The 20,919-nt window shown below is 49.9% G+C and carries 22 protein-coding genes, 1 tRNA gene and 1 other RNA gene; 21 read left to right on the top strand and 3 right to left on the bottom strand.

The genetic code is table 11. The features are described from left to right. The first annotated feature begins 113 nt into the window (after nucleotides 1-113). The 7 genes from BQ2674_RS03470 to rnpB all read left to right on the top strand — a co-directional run bounded on the left by BQ2674_RS03470 (nucleotide 114) and on the right by rnpB (nucleotide 4,714). Nucleotides 114-896, top strand: a complete 783-nt coding sequence (locus BQ2674_RS03470) for an electron transfer flavoprotein subunit beta/FixA family protein (protein WP_075572464.1) — start codon at nucleotides 114-116, stop codon at nucleotides 894-896. Nucleotides 897-909: 13 nt separating this feature from the next. Further along, nucleotides 910-1,908, top strand: coding sequence for an electron transfer flavoprotein subunit alpha/FixB family protein (locus tag BQ2674_RS03465; protein ID WP_075572463.1), 999 nt, complete (start codon nucleotides 910-912; stop codon nucleotides 1,906-1,908). A gap of 112 nt (nucleotides 1,909-2,020) precedes the next feature. Further along, nucleotides 2,021-2,095, top strand: a tRNA-Ile gene (locus BQ2674_RS03460). Nucleotides 2,096-2,179: 84 nt separating this feature from the next. Next, the gene (locus BQ2674_RS03455; RefSeq protein ID WP_075572462.1) at nucleotides 2,180-2,878 is read left to right on the top strand and encodes a tRNA (adenine(22)-N(1))-methyltransferase; all 699 of its coding nucleotides are present in this window, start codon (nucleotides 2,180-2,182) and stop codon (nucleotides 2,876-2,878) included. Then, on the top strand, nucleotides 2,854-3,645 hold the full coding sequence (locus BQ2674_RS03450) for a Nif3-like dinuclear metal center hexameric protein (protein WP_075572461.1): 792 nt from the start codon (nucleotides 2,854-2,856) through the stop codon (nucleotides 3,643-3,645). The genes BQ2674_RS03455 and BQ2674_RS03450 overlap by 25 nt, the downstream gene beginning before the upstream one ends. 11 nt (nucleotides 3,646-3,656) lie before the next feature. Further along, nucleotides 3,657-4,301, top strand: coding sequence for a thiamine phosphate synthase (thiE, locus tag BQ2674_RS03445; protein WP_075572460.1), 645 nt, complete (start codon nucleotides 3,657-3,659; stop codon nucleotides 4,299-4,301). A gap of 65 nt (nucleotides 4,302-4,366) precedes the next feature. Continuing rightward, nucleotides 4,367-4,714: RNase P RNA component class A (rnpB, locus tag BQ2674_RS03440), an RNA gene on the top strand. Nucleotides 4,715-4,765: 51 nt separating this feature from the next. Here rnpB and BQ2674_RS03435 read toward each other — a convergent pair. Further along, a complete protein-coding gene (locus tag BQ2674_RS03435; RefSeq protein ID WP_075572459.1) occupies nucleotides 4,766-6,283 on the bottom strand; it encodes a pyruvate kinase in 1,518 nt (505 codons plus the stop codon). A gap of 321 nt (nucleotides 6,284-6,604) precedes the next feature. Between BQ2674_RS03435 and BQ2674_RS03430 the strand changes: the two genes are divergently transcribed. The 9 genes from BQ2674_RS03430 to BQ2674_RS03390 all read left to right on the top strand — a co-directional run bounded on the left by BQ2674_RS03430 (nucleotide 6,605) and on the right by BQ2674_RS03390 (nucleotide 13,396). Then, nucleotides 6,605-7,828, top strand: coding sequence for an aspartate kinase (locus BQ2674_RS03430; RefSeq protein ID WP_075573340.1), 1,224 nt, complete (start codon nucleotides 6,605-6,607; stop codon nucleotides 7,826-7,828). An 8-nt stretch (nucleotides 7,829-7,836) separates the two neighbouring features. Continuing rightward, complete coding sequence (locus BQ2674_RS03425) at nucleotides 7,837-8,136, top strand: hypothetical protein (protein ID WP_075572458.1); 300 nt, start codon at nucleotides 7,837-7,839, stop codon at nucleotides 8,134-8,136. Nucleotides 8,137-8,178: 42 nt separating this feature from the next. After that, nucleotides 8,179-8,559, top strand: coding sequence for a holo-ACP synthase (gene acpS / locus BQ2674_RS03420; protein ID WP_235828802.1), 381 nt, complete (start codon nucleotides 8,179-8,181; stop codon nucleotides 8,557-8,559). Between the two features lie 9 nt (nucleotides 8,560-8,568). After that, nucleotides 8,569-10,197 (top strand): bifunctional ADP-dependent NAD(P)H-hydrate dehydratase/NAD(P)H-hydrate epimerase, encoded by a 1,629-nt coding sequence (locus BQ2674_RS03415; protein WP_075572456.1) that lies wholly within the window; start codon nucleotides 8,569-8,571, stop codon nucleotides 10,195-10,197. A gap of 98 nt (nucleotides 10,198-10,295) precedes the next feature. Then, on the top strand, nucleotides 10,296-11,414 hold the full coding sequence (locus tag BQ2674_RS03410) for an N-acetylmuramoyl-L-alanine amidase family protein (RefSeq protein ID WP_075572455.1): 1,119 nt from the start codon (nucleotides 10,296-10,298) through the stop codon (nucleotides 11,412-11,414). Between the two features lie 190 nt (nucleotides 11,415-11,604). Beyond that, nucleotides 11,605-11,916 carry a 50S ribosomal protein L21 gene (rplU, locus tag BQ2674_RS03405; protein WP_075572454.1) on the top strand — a complete coding sequence of 104 codons (312 nt, stop codon included), beginning with the start codon at nucleotides 11,605-11,607 and terminating at the stop codon, nucleotides 11,914-11,916. A 14-nt stretch (nucleotides 11,917-11,930) separates the two neighbouring features. Then, a complete protein-coding gene (locus BQ2674_RS03400) occupies nucleotides 11,931-12,227 on the top strand; it encodes a ribosomal-processing cysteine protease Prp (protein ID WP_235828801.1) in 297 nt (98 codons plus the stop codon). Between the two features lie 18 nt (nucleotides 12,228-12,245). Further along, nucleotides 12,246-12,530, top strand: coding sequence for a 50S ribosomal protein L27 (gene rpmA / locus BQ2674_RS03395; RefSeq protein ID WP_075572452.1), 285 nt, complete (start codon nucleotides 12,246-12,248; stop codon nucleotides 12,528-12,530). A 236-nt stretch (nucleotides 12,531-12,766) separates the two neighbouring features. After that, nucleotides 12,767-13,396: an ECF transporter S component gene (locus BQ2674_RS03390; protein WP_075572451.1), complete on the top strand. Its 630-nt coding sequence runs from the start codon at nucleotides 12,767-12,769 to the stop codon at nucleotides 13,394-13,396. 178 nt (nucleotides 13,397-13,574) lie between these two features. Here BQ2674_RS03390 and BQ2674_RS03385 read toward each other — a convergent pair whose 3' ends face one another. Beyond that, on the bottom strand, nucleotides 13,575-14,456 hold the full coding sequence (locus BQ2674_RS03385; RefSeq protein ID WP_075572450.1) for a LysR family transcriptional regulator: 882 nt from the start codon (nucleotides 14,454-14,456) through the stop codon (nucleotides 13,575-13,577). A 128-nt stretch (nucleotides 14,457-14,584) separates the two neighbouring features. Here BQ2674_RS03385 and BQ2674_RS08645 point away from each other — a divergent pair, with 128 nt between their 5' ends. The 3 genes from BQ2674_RS08645 to BQ2674_RS03375 all read left to right on the top strand — a co-directional run bounded on the left by BQ2674_RS08645 (nucleotide 14,585) and on the right by BQ2674_RS03375 (nucleotide 16,831). Next, the gene (locus tag BQ2674_RS08645; RefSeq protein WP_268872864.1) at nucleotides 14,585-14,707 is read left to right on the top strand and encodes a hypothetical protein; all 123 of its coding nucleotides are present in this window, start codon (nucleotides 14,585-14,587) and stop codon (nucleotides 14,705-14,707) included. Between the two features lie 140 nt (nucleotides 14,708-14,847). Beyond that, nucleotides 14,848-15,699, top strand: coding sequence for an aldo/keto reductase (locus BQ2674_RS03380; RefSeq protein ID WP_075572449.1), 852 nt, complete (start codon nucleotides 14,848-14,850; stop codon nucleotides 15,697-15,699). Between the two features lie 277 nt (nucleotides 15,700-15,976). Then, nucleotides 15,977-16,831 (top strand): polysaccharide deacetylase family protein, encoded by an 855-nt coding sequence (locus BQ2674_RS03375; RefSeq protein ID WP_075572448.1) that lies wholly within the window; start codon nucleotides 15,977-15,979, stop codon nucleotides 16,829-16,831. Between the two features lie 62 nt (nucleotides 16,832-16,893). On the opposite strand, the gene BQ2674_RS03370 is transcribed toward BQ2674_RS03375, so the two are convergent. Next, nucleotides 16,894-18,450 (bottom strand): putative polysaccharide biosynthesis protein, encoded by a 1,557-nt coding sequence (locus BQ2674_RS03370; protein ID WP_075572447.1) that lies wholly within the window; start codon nucleotides 18,448-18,450, stop codon nucleotides 16,894-16,896. A gap of 437 nt (nucleotides 18,451-18,887) precedes the next feature. Here BQ2674_RS03370 and BQ2674_RS03365 point away from each other — a divergent pair, with 437 nt between their 5' ends. Further along, complete coding sequence (locus BQ2674_RS03365) at nucleotides 18,888-20,027, top strand: acyl-CoA dehydrogenase (RefSeq protein WP_075572446.1); 1,140 nt, start codon at nucleotides 18,888-18,890, stop codon at nucleotides 20,025-20,027. Between the two features lie 79 nt (nucleotides 20,028-20,106). Next, on the top strand, nucleotides 20,107-20,913 hold the full coding sequence (locus tag BQ2674_RS03360; RefSeq protein ID WP_075572445.1) for an electron transfer flavoprotein subunit beta/FixA family protein: 807 nt from the start codon (nucleotides 20,107-20,109) through the stop codon (nucleotides 20,911-20,913). Nucleotides 20,914-20,919: the final 6 nt, after the last annotated feature.

Below are 20,919 nucleotides of genomic sequence, written 5' to 3'. Positions count from 1 at the left end.
TTCTAAATGAGTATAATTAATAAAAAGTAATTATTATTAGTTGATATAAAAAGAAAAATAATATATACTGTCATTATAAAGGTTGAAAGTCACAACAAGAGGAGGAATGGAAGATGAAGATAGTAGTATTAGTCAAGCAAGTACCGTCCGTTTCCGATATTGAGCTCGATCCGAAGACGAACAATCTCGTCCGTATCGGCGCTCCGTCTATGTTGAATCCCGTCGATATGCATGCCATAGAAGCGGCTCTGGCCGTAAAAGATGCTGCAGGCGGCACGGTGACACTTGTGTCCATGGGTATGGCTACGGCTGCCGATGCCATGCGCGACGGCGTTGCCATGGGGGCCGACGGAGGCGTGCTTGTTTCGGACGAACGAATGGCAGGTTCCGATACGTTGGCAACAGGTAAGATATTGGCTGAAGCCGTTGAAAAAATCGGTGATGTCGACCTCGTATTTACGGGCAGACAGTCGACGGACGGCGACACGGGACAGATTCCGCCGGCTGTTGCGCAGCGTTTGGGCATGAGCCTGCTGACTTATGCGGATCAGGTTTCCGTCGACGGCGATACGGTAAAAATCGTACGTCACAACGGCGGTGTCGAGACGTTGGAAGCGAAGCTGCCTGCAGTATGCTCCGTAACGGAAAAAGCCAACGCGCCCCGATCCGCTACGATTCGCGGTAAAATGAACGCGAAGAAGGCGGTCTTCGATACGTGGCGGTTGGAAGACTTGGGGCTTGAAGCCTCGGCAGTAGGTAAAGCCGGTTCGGCAACTGCCGTATCAGGCGTATTCGCGCCGGAAAAACACGCCGTCGGCGTCATGGTGGAAGGTGCCGACGAAGAGGCGGCTGTACATGAATTAATCGGCAAACTCGTTGCCGACAAAGTACTTTAAGGAGGGCTGGCAAATGGATATGAAACAAGGTGTATGGGTATATACGGAAGCAACGGAAGGAAAAGTCGGTCAGCTCAGTCAGGAATTGCTCGGTAAAGGGAGAGAACTTGCCGACAGCAAGCAAAAAGCCTTGGTGGCCTTTTTGCCGTCCGGCGGCGAGGCTGCCGCCAAAGACGCGATCGGTTACGGCGCCGATATTGCCCTTGTCCTTGATAATACGGAGCTTGCAGCTTACGATTCGACGCTTTATACACAGGCGGCGGAAGAAGTTATTAAGAAGTATGAGCCCAATGTGTTTCTCATCGGTGCTTCCTATAACGGCCGCGATTTGGGCGGACGTCTTTCGGCGGCAATGGACTTGGGCCTGGTGGCGGACTGCATCAACTGCTCTTACGAAGGAGAGGACGATTCGCTCACCTGGATTCGCCCGGCCTTTACGGGTAAGGTCTATGTCAAGATTCTGACTACGACAAGGCCGCAGCTCGCGACGATCAGTGATAAGATTTTCCGCGGCAATACTTTCAACGGCAGCCGCAGCGGTGAAATCGTTCATGAAACGGTGGACCTGAAGGGAGTCGTAGCGAAGCAGAAGGTAATTTCCTTCGAACCGGTACCGGCGGAACGGCAGGAACTCACGCTGGAAACGGCGGATATCGTCGTCGGTGCAGGCCGCGGCGTAGGCGATGAAGAAGGCTTGGCTAAAGTAGCCGCCTTTGCCGCATCGATCGGTGCCGCTCTCGGCGTATCGAAGCCCCTTGTCGACAACGGTTGGGCAACGCACGATCAGCAAATCGGCATTACAGGCAAGAAAATCGCACCCAAAATTTATATTGCCCTCGGCATTTCCGGCGCTATTCAGCATAAGCTGGGGCTCCAGGAAGCGCCCATGATAATTGCGGTCAACAAAGATCCGGAAGCGCCTATTTTTGAATTTGCCCACTACGGTATTGTAGGCGATCTCTTTAAAGCATTGCCCGCTTTGACGGAAGAATTAAAAAAATTAAAGCCTTAGAAATAAGCAAAATCCGTGATAGGGCCGGCTGCCGCGGCAGCCGGCCCTATCTTGACGGTTCTTCGCCTTTTATCGTATAATAAGCAGGCAAGGTTGCCAGCCCTTGCTTTCCGGGCCTATAGCTCAGCGGTAGAGCCACCGGCTCATAACCGGTTGGTCCTTGGTTCGAACCCAAGTAGGCCCACCACATTGCAGACCATGCTATTTCGCAACCTTGCGGAATAGCTTTTTTTATAACTGCCGGCTTCGCGACAGTAAAAAGGAGATACCGATGAAACTCAGTAAACGCCTTGCCGCCGTTGCCGCTCTTGTGCCGCAAGGCGCAGTCATTGCCGATGTGGGCACGGATCATGCTTATTTGCCCGTATGGCTCTGTGAAGCCGGCACCTGTCCGGCCGTCATTGCGACGGACGTGGCCGTGGGACCCCTCGAGTCGGCAAAACGACATGCCGTACAGTCCGAGTTTGCGGGGAAAATAGACTGCCGTCTTGCAGACGGATTAAAAGGGATCAGGCCGGGCGAAGCGGACGGCGCCGTTATTTGCGGCATGGGCGGAGCGCTTATGACGGACATACTGGCGGCGTCGCCGGATGTGCGGGAGAGCTTGGAATTTCTCGTCCTGCAGCCCATGAGTGAAGCTGCCGAGGTACGTAAGTATGTTGTTTCGGCGGGGTATCGCATCGAAGCGGAACGAATCGTCAAAGAAGGGCATAAGCTCTATGAGATAATCAAGGCCGTGCGCGGTGAAGAAAGGGCCGTGCCCGAATGGCAGTATGAAACGGGCCCGCGCAATTGGGAAGAAAAGCCGCCCTTTTTACGAGACTTGATTGAAGAGATTATACGCAAGAAAAAACGGCTGCGCGACGGCCTGTTAAAGAGCAGGACCGGCCGGTCGGAGCGCACGGAAATGTTGGCAGCTGAAATTGAAGAATGGGAGGGACGAAAATGGCAGTGCCTTTCAAAGAAATAATTGCGGAAATGGAGCGTCTGGCGCCTTTAAATTTAAAGGAAGCATGGGACAATCCGGGGCTCCTCGTAGGTGAGCCGGAAAAAGAAGTGAGGTCTGTCTTACTGACCCTCGACGTGACGGAAGAAAATACGGTCTATGCGGCGGAGAAGGGCTTTGATGCCATTATCAGTCATCACCCGGTTATCTTTTCGGGGCTCAGGGCTTTGCGGACCGACACGTATGACGGACGCATGTTCCGCACACTTTTGGAAAACGACATCGGTGTTTATTGTGCCCATACTAATTTGGACAGCGCCGCCGGCGGCGTAAACGACGTACTTGCGTCTTTGCTTGAGCTCAACGATGTCCGGCCCATGGGAGAGGGGGAGGCGGCAATGGGCCGTGTCGGTATTTTTGCGGAAACCCTTGAAGCGGCGGAGATCCTGAGCTTTATTAAGACAAAATTAAATCGCTCCGTCCTCCCCTATAGCGGCGCATGTGATAAAGATATTCGTACCGTTGCCCTTTGCGGCGGGTCGGGCGCGGGCTTCCTGCCTGCCGCCGTAGAAGCGGGTGCCGACTTATATCTGACCGGCGATGTAAAGTACCATGATGCCCAAGAAGCCGTAAAACAGGGGATTCTCCTTGTCGACGGCGGTCATTACGGCACGGAATTTCCCGTTGTCTTTGAGCTGCAGCGTATTCTCTCCGCTGCCGGAGCGGAACGCAATTGGCAGACGGTTTTTGCCGTCGACCCGACGAGCAGAGATTTTATCGGTTATTTTTAGAGAGGCATACCATGACGAAAGCGGAACATATACAACAATTACGGACGGATCCCATATATGCCGTAATGGGTGAAGAACTGTCGCAGGGGCGAAAAAACCGGGACGTGGCTAAACTGCTGTTGGCTGCAGGAGTGCGGATCATTCAGTATAGGGAAAAACATAAGACATGGCGCGAGAAATATGCGGAAGCGAAAGATATTGCCGCCATGTGCAGGGCTCATGGCGCCACTTTTATTATGAACGACTCCGTCGATATTGCGTTGGCCTGCGGTGCCGACGGCATTCACGTAGGGCAGGACGATGCGCCTGTTTCTATTGCGCGTACTCTTGCAGGGGAAGATATCTTTATAGGAATTTCGGTTAACACGATTGACGAAATGAAGGCGGCTCTGGCGGATGATGCCGATTATGTCGGTTTCGGCCCTCTCTTTCCGACGGAATCGAAAAAGGATGCCCATGAAGTGGTGAGCGAAGATGCGAAGCGCTTTGCCCTCGATTTTCCATTGCCTGTCGTCACTATAGGCGGCATCGGACTCGGCAATATCGGTGCCCTTTACAGAGAAGGCTTTCGTTCCTTCGCCATGATCAGCGCCGTTGTTTCGCAGACTGATATAGCCGCTGCCGTGGCGGCTCTGCGCCGGGCCCTAAAGGAATAGGCCGGAGGCCGTGTTTCGGTTTCACTCTTGACGGTACGTAAACGGCAGCGTATCATAGCGGGTGACGAGTATGAAAGGTAATCGCTGATACGACAGTATTGGAGGAAAGTCCGAGCTCCGCAGGGCAGGATGCCGGATAACGTCCGGCGAAGGCGACTTTAGGGACAGTGCCACAGAAATGTGTACCACCACGCAAGTGGTAAGGGTGGAACGGTGCGGTAAGAGCGCACCAGCGGTAAGGTAACTTATCGGCTAGGTAAACCCCATCCGGAGCAAGACCGAATAGGGAAGGGATGAAGCGGCCCGCTGATCTTCCGGGTTGTGTCGCTCGAGCAGGCCGGCAACGGCCTGCCCAGATAGATGATTACCGCTGCACAGGCAGAACAAAACTCGGCTTATTGATTACTCGTCACATTGAAAAAAAACGGTAAGAGAAAGTTTCTCCTACCGTTTTTTCTTTGTCTTTATTCGGACGATTCCTTTTTTACCGTGATGATGGCGATGTTTAAGGCCCGCAGTTGGGCCGCTTTTTTGTATTGATGCTGTTTCATGCGCCATAAAATGTCAACGAGCACGGAGACCGCTTTTACGATGTACGGTCCTTTGTTGAGCATGACGCATTCGGCCCGCTCACTCATGGAGGCGTCAGTAATTTCCGCTCGTGTAGGCATTCCCGTTTTGACCATCGTTTCCAGAACCTGTGTTGCCCAAATCACGGGAACGTGAGCAGCTTCGCAAATCCAAAGAATTTCTTCCTGAAGTTCGGACAGGCGATGATACCCTGCTTCCACAGCCAGATCTCCGCGGGCGATCATAACGCCGAAAGGCTGCTTGGAAGCGGCTTGCATAATGATCTCAGGCAGGTTTTTGACACTGTCCTTCGTTTCAATCTTGGCAATGATTGCAAGAGACGAAGCTTTTTTGCCGAGCCGTTTTTTCAGCTCCTTCTGGAGAAGCCTGATATCGTCGGCATTGCGGACAAAGGAATAACCGATGCTGTCGGCATATTGAATCATAAAATCCAAATCGGCAAGGTCTTTTTTCGTAAGCGGTGTAATATCCAAGGAGGTGTCCGGGAAATTGAGACTCTTTTTACTTTTAATGCGGAAGCCTTTTTCTTTTGTTGCCGCCACGGTGAGATATGCACCGTGCTCCGTGATCAAGCTGACCCGGGCGGTCAGCTTGCCGTCGTCGATAAGAACGGGATCTCCCTCTTTTAAGGCGGAGAAGACAATCGGAATGCTGCAGGTAAGAATGATCTTTCCCGCCGCGTCGGCAGGATAATCGGAGATATTTCCCCTGGCCAGGAAGAAGGTATCACCGTTATAAAGTTTATCCGCATCACCTGTAAAAAGGATTTGAGAGATGCGAATTTTCGGCCCGGCCAAATCCATATAGATGCGACAGTCTCTTTGTGTTTCTTTTTTCGCCTTTTCCAGATTTGCCAGCATAGCCTTCCAAACGGTTTGATCGTCGTGAGCGCAGTTGATGCGTACCGTATCGGTACCGGCAAGGAGAAGGTTACGGACCAGTTTATAGTCCGTTGCCGCTTCAGTAGGCAAGGTTACCATGATGTGCGTGTGATGTTCGGCATGGCTGCCGAAAATAAGGCCCGTATTATGCGCCAAAAGTCTGTCACCGTGAAAAAACCACTTGGACGAGGGATAGTCGATAAGATTGTCTTCTTTGCCGCACAGGCGGCCAAGCGTGGCCATGACGGCATCGAGATTGGCCATTGTCCGGGCTTCGCTGCGGCCGAGAGAGGAGAGGCCGAGGGGAACCAGCTCCTCCTGAAGAGGGCGCAGGTCATGGCAGCGGACGGAGAGATAATATGCCAAGTTGAGGGCACTGAAGCGGAAGGGGCGCCGTTCAATATACGGCAGCCATTCTGCAAAGAGTCGTTCGCCGTCAGTCATCACTTCTTCTCTTAAACGGAATAACTTATCGTACAAGGCGTATACTTCTTTCGGTACGCTTCTCATGGTATTTGCCTCCTTTGTCTGTCGTAAGCCGTCATTACGGTCTGTATATTTATTATACCGCAGAAAGCTAGTGAAATAAATAACTTAATACCGCAAACCGGCGTGATTGCAAAGATAAAATAAGGTTTTATGCGATCATTCCTTTTTTGTATAGTTAATGGTTATTGCGAACTTGGGAATAGGGAAAACAGCATGAGTCAGCCGTTTGACAGGCTCGTTTTCTTTACTTTTGCCGCCCGGCATGCTATTATTTTCCTATGTACGGTCCATATAGAAGCAAATTATCTTCACACAGATAATTCTAAAAGCGAGGGAATTACATTGGCATTAATCGTTAAGAAGTTTGGCGGCAGCTCCGTTGCCACTCCGGATAAAATGCGTGCCATTGTGCGGCGCGTCCTAAAGGACATGAAAGAGGAAGATAAAATCGTCTTAGTCGTCTCCGCTATGGGCGATACGACTGACGAACTCGTTTCTTTGGCAGGTCAAATTACGTCCAAGCCGTATGGCCGCGAAATGGATATGCTCCTTTCAACGGGCGAACAAATCTCCATTGCCCTTATGGCTATGGCTTTTAAAGAAGCCGGCCGCAAATCCGTTTCCTTTACGGGTGCGCAGGCCGGAATAGTTACGAGCGATGCCTTCAATAAAGGCCGCATTTTGGAAATTAATGCACAGCGCGTCATTAATGCTCTTGATGAAGGAAATATTGTCATTGTTGCCGGTTTCCAGGGCATGACCGACGGCGGCGATATAACGACGCTCGGCCGCGGCGGCTCCGATACGACAGCCGTTGCCGTTGCCGGCGCCATTCATGCGGACGCGTGTGAAATATATACGGATGTGGACGGTATTTACACGTCCGATCCTCGTGTTGTTCCGGACGCGAAAAAGATGGAAGAAATTACGTACGGTGAAATGTTGGAAATGGCCAAACTCGGTGCGGGCGTTATGCAGCCGCGGGCCGTAGAAATGGGCAGCCGCTTTAATGTACCCATTCACGTACGCTCCACCTTTGCCGAAACGGAAGGGACGATGATACAGGAGGATTATTCCATGGAAGTAAAGCAGTACTTGATTCGCGGCGTAGCGGAAGATAAAAATGTCGCCAAGGTCACGGTCTTGGGTGTACCCAACAAACCGGGCCACGCATATCGTATTTTCGCGGAATTGGCGGACCGAAATATTGATGTCGACATGATCGTGCAGAGCGTGCGCGTTGCCAACGAAGGCGTAACGGACATTACCTTTACGGTCAGCCGTGACGACTCGGCCCTCGTATGCGACGTTCTCGGCGATATTCGCCGCGATATGGATATTGAAGATATACTCATTGATGAAAAGATGGGTAAGGTTTCTGTCGTCGGTGCCGGCATGGCAGGTCACCCCGGAATTGCGGCCAGCATGTTCGGCCTTATGGGAGACAACGGCATAAATATCGAAATTATTTCGACGTCCGAAATCAGTATTACCTGCCTTATCGGCGAAGAACATGTCGATACGGCCGTACGCGCCATTCATGCGCACTTCTTTGATCAGGACTAGGAGCCGTCATGTCTGTACTCGATAATTTTACGGAAGAAATGCTGCAAAGCGGGCTGCCGAAGGACGTGCTCATTACAAAATTACTGCACGGCTTGGATGAAGAAAAACCGCCTCGCTTTGAAGTACCCGTAAAAAAATATACTTATGAAAGTAATTTACACGGTTTTATATATGATTATCAGAAAAGCACCGTGACGCTGTCGTATAAGCCGGCGGAGGGCGTGTATTCGGATATGACCGTATCCTTTCAAACCTTTCGAGTTCTTTTGGAAGGGCTGTCCGTATGTATTCGTATGCAAAAATGGTAAATATGAAAAATAACCTGTAACTTTGTTGCAGGTTGTTTTTATATGGAGGAGATCATGCGTTTGGGTATTGATTTGGTTCAAATCAGTCGTATAGAGGCAGTGATGAAGAAGCCCTTTTTCAAAAAAGAACGCCTTTTTTCGCCCGGCGAAATCGCCTACTGCCGCAGTAAGGGCAAGGGGGCTCCGGCAGCCTTTGCCGGTCATTATGCGGCCAAGGAGGCTTTTTACAAAGCCCTGGGTACGGGCTTTCGCGAAGGTTTGTGGCGCGACGTTGAAGTGTGTCATAATGATTTCGGCGCACCGTATCTGAAGCTTTACGGTACGTATGCGGACACGGCGCGGCAAATCTCGCCGCATAGCCCTGTCCTTTCGCTTTCCCATGACGGCGATTATGCCGTCGCTCAGGTCCTTTGGGAAGAATAGGAGAAGAAGATGAATGTGCTGAAGAAAGCTGCGCAAATGAAGCAGATCGACAGGACGGCCATGGACGGTAAGTATAAAATTGCTCCTGCCGTGTTAATGGAAAACGCCGGCCGCGCCGTTGCGGACCGGGGCGGCCTATTTGTCGGCGGCTGGAGCAATAAAAAAGTACTGATCCTCTGCGGCAGGGGAAATAACGGCGGCGACGGATTTGCAGCGGCCCGGCATATTGCGGCGGCAGGCGGCTCGGTAACGGTGTATGCCTTTGCTGCGGACGGCTACAGCCCGGAAAGCGGTGCCCATTTACAGACTCTGTGCAGACTGCATGAAGACCGTACGTGCGACTTCAGACTTTACCGTGACGGCAGTGAAGAAAAACGGTTTCTACGTGAGCTGGAGGCGGCTCATGTCGTCATAGATGCCCTCACGGGGACGGGCTTTTCAGGAAAATTGCGTGAGCCCTTCGCAGGTGTTGTCGCTGCCGTCAACGGCCGCTCCGGTCACGGCGGGAGAACGGTTATAGCCGTCGATATGCCTACCGGTGTAAACAGTGATACGGGAGCCGTAGAAGGTACGGCTGTACGGGCGGATTTGACGGTCACCTTCGGCGCCTATAAATGCGGTCAATTCCTCTATCCCGGGAAAGCATATACCGGTCATGCGGAACTCGATGCCATCGGGCTGCCCGTAAGGCTTTTGCAAAAGACGGAAGAAGGCGACGTCCGCCTTTTAGATAAAGAATATATAGCTGCTCATGTACCGCCTCGCCGTGCGGACAGTCATAAAGGAACGCACGGAACGGTCGGTGTCGTCACGGGCTGCAGCGATATGGCCGGAGCGGCTCTCATGACGGCGCACGGTTCCGTACGCGGCGGCGCAGGCAAGGTCTTCCTCTGCGTGCCGGCCGGAACAGCGCCTTACTGTATAGGCAGACAGCCGGAAATCATGGTTCACGCCGTCGGTCCTGCAGAGACGGCGTCGTTTACGGCGGAAAATGCGGCCGAAATCATTGAGGCGAGTAAAAACTGGTCGGTTATCGTCATGGGACCGGGTATGGGCAAGGGGCCGGGCTTAACCGAATTTATTTATACCGTAGCGGCCGGCACGAAGTGCCCCCTCGTTATCGACGCGGACGGCCTAAACGCGCTTTGCGGCCATATGGATTTCTTTCATACTTACGGCAGTCGAACGATCATTACGCCACATTTGGCGGAATTTTCCCGTCTCGGCGGTCTTTCCGTTGCGGATATCAGAAGCGACTTAATAAGTGCGGCAAAAAACTTCGTCGCTTTATACGGCGTCAACCTCATCCTCAAGGGGGCGCCGACGCTCGTTGTCTCTGCAGAAACGGGGAAGATATGTCTGAACCCGACGGGAAATGCCGGTATGGCCGCCGGCGGCATGGGCGATATTTTGAGCGGTCTTGCAGCTGCCATGATTTGCCATGACGGCATGGATAATCTTTGTACGGCCGCCTGTGCCGCCGTCTATGTGCACGGGGCGGCCGGTGATTATTGCAGCCGGCGGATAGGCCCGTACGGATATACGCCCGTAGAGGTTGCCGATGCGGTACCGCAGATATGGGCACAGTTGGAAAAGACCGGATTTCGGGCTGCAGTTGAGAACCGCAACCTGTTATGAACATGTGCTGAAATTGATAAAGGACGGTGCTTTCCGTGTTTTACGCATGTTTTGGCAACGTGCTATAATAAAGCATTGCTGAGAAGGAGCGTGAAAGCATGAAAAAATTGTTGTTATTCCCTTTTCTGGTGATTCTGTGCATATTGCCGCTTTATCAGGTTGCGGCGGCAGAGGCGACGGAAATCAGCGCTGTGCGTGTTGCGACACGCAATGATGCGAATATACCATTCGTACGCACTGTACTGGACGTAAATAATAAAGTAACGCCGAAGCTTTTTGTTGACAAGAGCGGTCAATATGTAACCGTAACCTTACCCGGAACGAAAGTAGCGGCCGATTTACAAACCGATTATAAGGCTGATGAAAATATTGTCTCCAAGATTACGCTTGCCAAGCGCTTGAATAATACGGATATCAATTTTCGCTTGCCTTACAAGGTGACAACCGACGATATCAAGGTTTTTACCCTCGGACCGACGGGAAGTGCGGCGAGCCGCGTCGTCATCGATATTAACGATAAGTCGGGCAAGGTCAGGCAGTGGCACAAATGGAAACACTTGAATATGGGGACTTATGGCAATGACAAGGCCTCGAAGCCGGCCAATAAGCCCGTTACCTCGATTCCGGCGTACAAGCGGTCTACTGCGAAAGGTCTGAAAGGGAAGGTAATTTGCCTCGACCCGGGGCATGGCGGCACGGATTCCGGCGCTGTCGGTTCATATTCTCAGGAAAAGAATATTACTTTCGCTATTGCCAAGAAAGCGCAGGCTCTCTTATCGGCTCAGGGCGCGACGGTTGTCATGACGCGTACGGCCGATGTGGACGTATACGGCCCTCATGCAGGTGCCGTTGAAGAATTGCAGGCACGGTGCAACGTGGCCAATATTGCTGCTGCCGACGTCTTCATCTCCATTCACATCGACGCAAGCGATCAGGCTGAACCGGGCGGTGTAACGGCCTACTACGGTACGGGTTCGAAAGAAGGACTGCAGCTTGCTACGGCCTTGCACAGGGAAAACATGAAGGCTACGAACTTCGGTGATCGCGGTGTTCATGCGGCCAACTTCTACGTTCTTCTGCACACGGTTATGCCGGCAACTCTTCTTGAATTGGGCTTTATTTCCAATCCGCAGGAAGAAAGGACACTTAATACGGACGCACAGCAGCAGAATTTCGCCGAAAGCATTGTCGACGGCTTGAGCCGTTATTTCAGTTAGTATATGCCGTAGCCGGGCAAGCGGTGCTTTTATTGCACTTCCTTGGGAAGAAAAATTTGACAAGGCGTGTATTGTCATATAGAATATAAAAGTCATAGCATACATACGTGGCTGTGCAAAAGCCGCATGAAGAGGCCGTAAGCCCGCAGGGCGCCGTATTCAGCGAGTCCAGTGATGAGGAGGTGTCACCATGTACGCTATTATTAAAACGGGCGGAAAACAGTATCGCGTTCAGGAAGGCGACAGCATTTTTGTCGAAAAACTGGAAAACGATGTTGATTCTGCCGTCATATTTGATGAAGTATTGGCAGTAGGCGGAGAAGGCGATTTAAAAATCGGTACTCCCGTTGTTGCAGGTGCAAAGGTTACGGGTAAAGTAATCGCGCAAGGCAAGGAAAAGAAGATTCTCGTCTTCAAATACAAATCGAAATCCAACTACCGTCGCCGTCAAGGCCATCGTCAGCCGTTCACAAAAGTTGTTATCGAAAAGATTGAAGGCTGATGATACGAATTAATATGAAAAGGCGTGCAAATAAAAGTCTTTGCGGATTTACCGTTTCCGGTCATGCCGGTTGGAGTGAATCGGGAAATGACATCATTTGTGCCGCCGTATCCGCTTTGGCACAGACAACTTTACTCGGCATGCTGCAGTATGTCGGTGAAGACAATGTCGTGTATGAACAGAAAGAAGGGTTTCTTTCCGCATACACGCAGGAAGATGCAGCCGAAGCGCGTGTTCTGTTGGAAACCATGATATTGGGAATGGAACGTATTGCGCGGCAATATCCTGAGTATGTCGTGCTTTATTCATAAGATCGGGAGGTGAAGAAAATGTTCAATTTCGATTTACAGCTCTTCGCTCATAAAAAAGGGATGGGCAGTACGCGTAACGGTCGTGACAGCGAATCCAAACGCCTTGGCGTTAAATGCCATGACGGCGTTATCTGCAAGGCAGGCAATATTCTCGTTCGTCAGCGCGGTACGCATTTTCATCCCGGCACCAATGTAGGTATCGGTAAAGATGACACATTGTTTGCCAAGGCGGCGGGAAAGGTTGCGTACGAATGTGCCGGCCGTTACAAACGGAAGGTAAGCGTATATCCCGTAGAAGCATAAGAATACAGAGAAAAGACCTGTAACACCTGTGCGTGTTGCAGGTCTTTTGTGTCTATTTATTTCAAATTAATGTATTGGCAAACAAAAAAGATTGTGATATACTGAACAAGACATAGAGGAAAGTTACTGTTCAATATGGGCATTATCTCTGCGGAAGTGCACCGGACAGGCAGATTTCCTGCATATGTTAAATACGCCTTGTATCTCTGAATGGGAACGAGAACGGAGGAATTATTATGGAAAAAGTAAGCCAAATGCCCTTGCGGCGCAATTTTATGAATGTCCGGCAATTGACGATTGCCGGACTCTTGTCGGCTATTACGGTCTTTTTAGGTGCTACGGGATACGGCTTTATCCCGCTGCTTGTCGTCGATGCGACTATTCTGCACATACCGACGATTATTGCGGCAATTACGGGCGGCAGACGGGTCGGTATGACGGTGGGCTTTATGTTCGGCGTCTTTTCCTTTGTCCAGTCGTTACGGGCTCCGAGCGCACTTATGCTTTTTGCCGTACAGACGAGCATTATCTATGATGCTTTCGTGTGCATTATACCGCGCATTCTTCTGGGCCTTGCGGCTTACGAACTGTACCTGTTTCTCAAGAAGCGGGGATGTTCTCTTTGGATTCGTTCCATGGGAACTGCCGTAGGAGCGACGATTTTACATACGTTCCTCTTCCTTGGCGCGTATACCTTACTCATCGGCAATACGTATGCTGCAGCCAAGGGGATTCCCTTCGGCAACGTCATCAATATTATGGTTGCCGTTACAATAACGAACGGCCTTCCTGAAGCTGTCGTTTCGGGGCTTTTGATTACGCCCGTCATTACGGCTCTGCGCAGGGCCGGTATTATGCATTCATAAAATACGAATTACGTGAGTATCACCGTAGTTTTCGGATTATGGGAAAAAGCTGCCGGAAGGCAGCTTTTTTGCATGTTTGTTTCGGCAATGAACACGAAATCTCCGGCGGAATTATTCCTTACGGAGGCGTTTCGGTATCAACTCCGTTATAACCGGAAAGACTGCATATATAATTATGCTATTTTGGCCGACTCAGGGTTTCAATAAATTTTTCAATATGTGCCGGCGGATGAAGGGAATAAAGGAGACCGTATGGAACGGCATAATCCCACTCTACAGGAATTGTGATAAGGGCGGGATGCACGTCTTTCCAGCAGGAAAGCGTAAGCAGTACCTTTTCCGATTTTGCACATTTGTTAAAGACGGAGATATCATAAAAATATGCCGTATCTTCTATATGTACCTTATGCTTTTCCAAGGTGCGCCGTACGGCGTCGTTTGTCTTGGAATCACCTTTGGCAACCATGAGCAGTGTTTCCCCGCGGAGGTCGGACGGCATCAGCCGCTCCTTGCGGGCGAGACGGTGCGTACGTGATACGGCACACATAACCTCAAAATGACCCAGTGGCAGCATATTACATTTTTCCAGCCACATATCGGATTCGCAGGCGGCGACGAGAAAGTCGAATTTTTCCCCGAGTTGTGTAATTTCCGCAAGAATTCCGTCGTGATTATCTTCGAAGGGGACGAGATTAAGTGCGTAATTCGGGAAGATTGAACTTGCCTGATACCATAAATCCATGAAGGGCTTTGCCGGGTTGAGTATAGATGTTCCTACACGAAACACCTGTGTGTTCGTCGTCATGGAATGACGGGCCTTTTCGACAGATTGAGCAGCATAATCCGTGAGAAAGCGCGCGTCTTTATAGATTACCTCGCCTGCCGGTGTGAGGCGGACACCGTGGGCACTGCGTTTAAAAAGGGGAAGGGAAAGCCGGGCTTCCAGTGTGTTAATCTGTTTCATTACGGCCGTAGGCGAAATAAACAGCCGTTCGGCCGCCTTGCTGAAGCTGCCGCAGTCTGCCGTTGTGATGAATATGGAGAGCTGTGTGCTGATCATTTTAAACCTCCGATATGAACTTAAAGTTAAAACCAATGTAACATTTTGGAGATTCTCAGTCAACGGCCTCTGCTGTATGATATGTACAGAAAGAAAAAAGGAGGCACATAAAAGGAAGCGGCATGGGTATGAGTGAAAAGGATATTGCCCGCTTCGCTGCGAAGGCGCGTATAGACAAAGGATTTCCCGTTCACGGCGGCAGTGTCGCAGCATCGGAGCCGCTCAATTGGCTGGACGGATTTACGGCATAAAGGAAGGTTATTTTTACAGTTTTTCTTATTTCTATGGAAAGCTGAGCGAACGGCCGCATAGTTGAAATCAATCTTTACCGGATATCATAATGAGTAGCAGTGTTTATTAAATGCGACGACAAGAACAGGAGGACTGTACGATGGAAAATGTAACATTAAAGAACGGTGTTCAAATGCCTATGGAAGGTTTCGGAGTTTTTACAGTGGAAGACTTGGCTCAGTGTGAGCAAGTCGTGCTGGATGCTGTTGCTTCGGGGTACAGGTTGATTGATACGGCGGCGGCATATTTTAATGAAGAAGCCGTCGGCGCGGCTATTCGAAAATGCGGGATTTCCCGTGACGAACTTTTTATTACAACGAAGCTTTGGGTACAGGATGCCGGCTATGAAGGTGCTAAGAAGGCCTTTGAGACATCGCTGAAAAAACTGGGGCTTGACTATTTGGATCTCTACCTGATTCATCAACCTTTTAATGATTACTACGGTGCATGGCGTGCCATGGAGGAATTGTATGAAGCAGGGAAAATACGCGCCATCGGTGTTTCCAATTTCTATCCCGATCGGCTCACCGATCTCTGCATCAATGCAAAAATTGCGCCCATGGTCAACCAAGTGGAAATTCATCCCTTCTTCGCGCAGGAAGAAGCGATTAAAGTAATGAAGGAATTGGGCGTTGTACCACAGGCGTGGGGACCTCTTGCACGGGGCGGTCACAATATATTTACCAATACCGAGCTGCTTGCCATTGCGGAGAAACACGGGAAGTCCGTGGCACAGGTCGTCTTGCGCTGGAATGTACAGCGCGGTGTCGTCGTTATCCCGAAATCCGTTAAAAAAGAACGGATGAAAGCGAATATTGATATTTGGGATTTTTCCTTAACCGATGCCGAAATGGCCGAAATTTCCGGTCTTGATTCGGGGCATAGCGACATTGTCGACCATCATACCGCAAAGACCGCCAAATGGCTTAATGAATGGCGAATCCATGAGTAATGGGAACGGAATGCCCGAGAAAGTTCTGAACTGAAAAATGTCGACAGCTGCTCTTTGGGTTTAAAAAGAGCAGCTGCGTTTGCATGAATAGTCAATACAGATGAGTTCGGCCGTTTTTGCATGAGTGAAGACGAATTTAGTTACCGGCAGAAAGCTTGAAGAAAACGGATTTGACGTGACGGAAAAATGACAAAACGTCAGTGAAGTGGCGTTGTTGCGGCCTTTCGGCGAATATGATATGCTACATACGTAATTTCTCCGAGAGGAAGTCGTGTTCATGAAAAAGATTTGCACATGGATTCTGGGGATAGTCCTGGCATTCATCGTTTTGTTGTCGGGAGCCTTAATTTATTGGTATTTTGCGTCTACCAATTATCACCTTACAGGCATGCCTGTTTTAAATTATCATCAGGTTAATAATAAGTTTCATACGGTTCTGACCATGAAGCCGGAGAATTTTGAAGAACAAATTCGCTATCTCAGTGAAAACGGCTACCACTCCATTACATTGGAGCAATTTGAACAGTATATGGAAGGTAACACGTCAAACTTACCGGACCGGCCCATACTCATCACCTTTGATGACGGCTATGTCGACAATTATGAATATGCTTATCCTATATTAAAGAAATATAATATGGTCGGTACGATTTTTCTGATTACGGATTTCGTCGGTCGGCCGGGGTATTTAAACTGGGACCAGGTGAAGGAAATGAGCAATGCCGGCATGGAATTCGGCAGCCATACGCTCAGCCATCGCCCCTTGGACAGTTTTAACCGTGCCGACATGCGCCATGAGCTCGTCGGTTCGAAGAAGGCCGTCGAATGGCACCTTAACAGGCCGTGTGACTTCATTGCTTTTCCGGAAGGAAAGTTTACGGATACGGTTCTGGAAGAAACACAAAATGCCGGATACAAGTACGGTTTTACAATTGACGCGGGACGCGACTTTCCGTGGGATAATCCGTACGATCTCGACCGTATAGCCATGTTTGAAGGTCCCATCAGCTTTGAACACTTTCGGTTCCGCCTGACTTTCAGCGCCTTCAGCGCTTTTTTATGGAAGACCCATAAATTTTTTGAACACATGGAATTCACCAAGCCTATTGCAAATTGTATTCCCGAACCGTAACCGGGCACATTAAAAGACGTCGAAAACTCGCGAAAAAAGTGAGATTTCGGCGTCTTTCGGGTTTAATAAAAATACTTTCCGAAGAAAGGCAGCTTCTGCGCATCTCGTCGCGTCAGGCCGCCTGAAAGAGACATGAGGACAAGGTAAACGGCGGAGCCGGCGGCCGTTGTTACGAGGAGTCCGATAAAGAGGCTTGTCGGGACGGCTGCAAGAGAGGCGTGTATAAAGTACATGGACACGCCCATGACGGCGGCAATAATCGTGTTGCGCACGACGACACGCAGATCCAGTATATAGCCGGTGTACTTATAAATGAAAATGAGGTTCAGTCCGGCGGCCACACCGATGTCGGCAACCGTCGCATAAGCGGCGCCCGTAATGCCGAAGGAGGGAACGGCAACGAGGAACCAGTTGCATATAACTTTTACAATGCAGGCAATAAACATGTTGATAACCGGTATTTTCGGCTTTTTCAGACCCTGGAGAATGGCCGTCGTAATTTGGTGCATGCCGAGGAAGCAAATGGCCGGTGCAATGGCGGCAGTCGCTTCCGTCGCCGCCGGGGCGTTGTAAATAAAGGAGACGACGGGCCCGGCCAGAACGTAGAGCATAACGCTGAAAGGGATCGTTACGAGAAGCGTTATGCGGGCGGCACCGGCAGTCTGTTCGTAAATCCCGTTTTTATCTCCCAGCGTAAAGCTGTGACTGACAGCCGGTACGAGGCTCATGGCCATGGCCGCAGTGAGGATAGTCGCCAAGTTGATGAGAGGGACGGACATGCCTGTCAAATAACCGAAGAGTTCCGTTGCCTTGTGTGTTGCAAAACCTGCCACTTCCAGCCGGTACGGGACGATTATGAGATCCAGGTTGGATACGACGGGCAGCATGATGCTCGCCATGGAAATGGGAACGGCGAGGACCACCAACCGCTTTAGAATCGTCGTTACCGGTTCTTTCGGAAAACCCGCCGTCGCTGACGGAATAGTCCGCTTCAATTTATAGTAGAAACAGAGAAGGACGAGCAGGGCCGATATACCGCCCAGGCCGGCGCCGAGACTGGCTCCGCCGGCGGCGTAATCAAGTCCGTACGGCAAGAGGATGTAGGCGAAGGCGAGCATCGTCACAACGCGTACGAGCTGTTCAACGATTTGAGAGAGGGCCGTCGGCGTCATTTGCTGCCATCCTTGCAAGTAGCCGCGGTAACCGGCAATAACCGTTGTAAAAAAGATTGCCGGCACGAGGGCGATGAGGGAATAATAGGCGCGTCCGTCGCGAATGACGTGATATTCAATGAGAAAAGACGAGGCGAAGTAGACGATAATGCTGAGAATGACGGCTGTCGTCATTAAAAGTGTCAGAGAGACGTGAAAGACGCGTTGGCAATTGCCGTAGTCTTCGCGTGCCGCCTTTTCCGCCGTAATGATGGAAATAGCAATGGGCAAGCCGGCACTGGAAATTTCCAGTGCCAAGAGATAAATGGGAAAGGCCATTTGATAGATGCCGATGCCTTCACCTCCCAATATTCTCGATAAAATAATCCAGTTGACGCTGCCAATGGCCTTGACGACAAAGCCGGACAAGGTGAGGATAAGCGTGCCGGAAACAAACTTATTAGCCATAATACCTCGTTTCGCAGGATTCTTATATATAATATAGATACTTATTTTATATGCGCAAATAACAATTTATTTTAGCATAAATGAAAATGGCCCACAAGCAAGGAAGGCAGGTTGAAAAACTACGTGACAAAGGGAACGAATGGAGGTGAAAGGGAAGAAACAAAATTACAAAAAGTAATAACTATTTAAAAAGCAATAATAAAAAAGCAATGTATTTATAAGGAGAATTATAACTTTGGTATTGATTTAAAATGTGAAAAGATATACAATCGAAACAAGAGGAATAGGGCTGTCTATTCTCTACACATTTAGTCTATGTTTTATGGTTACGACTCCGAAATCCACGGAGAAGAGGTTGCGAAAAATGAAATGTAGGCGGTGTGAATAAGCATTACTTATATGTACATTTTTACACAAACTAAAGGAGCGTGGCAGAGATGGATTTTAACATGACTGAAGATCAACAAATGTTTGTAAAATTAGCGAAGGATTTTGGTGAAAAACGGTTGTTGCCGACCGTGTCGGAACGCGATCACAAGCATGAGTATGATGAAGCGATTGTTAAGGAAATGCTTGAAATGGGTTTGGCAGGAACCTATTTCCCCGAAGCATACGGCGGTGCCGGTGCCGACATATTGAGCTACATCATGACGGTCGAAGAATTGGCTAAATACGATGCCGGCGTATCCATTACGCTGTCTGCCGATGTTTCTCTCTGTGCCAACCCGATTTATGAATTCGGCACGGATGCTCAGAAGGAAAAATATTTAAAACCCCTTTGCGAAGGCACGATGTTGGGCGCGTTCGCCTTGACCGAGCCCAATGCCGGCACGGATGCTGCAGGACAGCAGACTGTTGCAGCTAAAGAAGGCGACCATTATGTATTGAACGGCTCCAAGATTTTTATCACCAACGGCGGTGCCGCCGATGTTTACATTGTCTTTGCCATGACTGATAAATCGCAGGGAACGAAAGGTATCAGCGCATTCATCCTTGAAAAAGGAATGGAAGGCTTTACTTTCGGTAAAAAAGAAGATAAAATGGGTATCAATACTTCCCAAACGATGGAATTGGTATTCCAGAACGTTAAAGTTCCGGCAGAAAATCTCCTCGGTCAGGAAGGTAAAGGCTTTAAGATTGCAATGATGACGCTGGACGGCGGTCGTATCGGCGTTGCCGCACAGGCCCTCGGTATTGCCGAAGCTGCATTGGCGGATGCCGTCGAGTATTCGAAGCAGCGTGCTCAGTTCGGCCGGCCGATTTGCAAATTCCAGACGATTTCCTTCAAACTTGCCGACATGGCAACGAAGATCGAAGCGGCTCGTCACCTTGTGTACAAAGCTGCCATGAAGAAACAGGAAGGCAAGCCCTATTCTGTCGATGCCGCTATGGCTAAGATGTTCGCGTCCGATATCGCTATGGAAGTTACTACGGAAGCGGTCCAAATTTTCGGCGGCTACGGATACAGCGAAGAATATCCGGTTGCCCGTCATATGCGCGACGCCAAGATCACTCAGATTTACGAAGGTACTAACGAAGTACAGCGCATGGTTGTATCCGGCGCAGTCTTACGGTAAATTTGTTTATGACACGGGTCCGGCCTTTTGTGCCGGGCCCGTGTGATATAATAATACTTTATTAGGAGGTAGACATAATATGGAAATATTAGTGTGTGTCAAACAGGTTCCGGACACGGCGGAAGTCAAGATCGATCCCGAAAAGCATACGGTTATTCGCGCCGGCGTTCCCAATATATTTAATCCGTTTGACCAAAATGCGCTCGAAGCGGCACTTCAGTTGAAGGACAGCCAGGAAGGAGTGCGTGTTACACTGCTTTCGATGGGTCCGAATCAGGCAGAAGAAGTTTTACGTGAAGGCTTAGCTATGGGTGCTGACGATGCATATCTCCTTACGGACAGAAAACTCGGCGGCTCCGATACACTTGCTACGGGGTACGCTTTGGCACAGGCTGTTAAAAAAGTTGCCGAATTACAGGGTGTTGAACAGTTTGATATCATTCTTTGCGGCAAACAGGCTATTGACGGCGATACGGCTCAGGTCGGCCCGCAAATTGCGACGGCTCTCGGCATTCCGCAGATTACCTATGCCGCTGAAATCACGGTTAACGGTTCCGCCGTTCGTGTAAAACAGCAGAACGAAGAAGGTTATATCGTAACGGAAGCGGATTTCCCCGTTTTGATTACGGCTGTTAAAGAATTGAACGAACCGCGCTTTCCGACCATTCGCGGTACGATGAAAGCTAAACGTCGTGAAATCCCGCATCTGTCTGCGGAAGATATTAAGGTTGACGAAACAAAGATCGGCTTGAAAGGTTCACCGACGGTTGTTCGTAAAATTTTCACTCCGCCTCAGAGAACTCAGGGTCTCATCATTAAAGAAGAAGATCCGAGTGCGGCAGTTGCTGCCTTGATGGAAAATTTAACTGCGCAGAAAATTATATAACTAAGG

Source organism: Megasphaera coli (assembly GCF_900095855.1).
GTDB lineage: Bacteria > Bacillota > Negativicutes > Veillonellales > Megasphaeraceae > Megasphaera > Megasphaera massiliensis_A.
The sequence above is the reverse complement of the archived record's forward strand: the minus strand, read 5'-3'. Positions and strand labels throughout refer to the sequence as shown.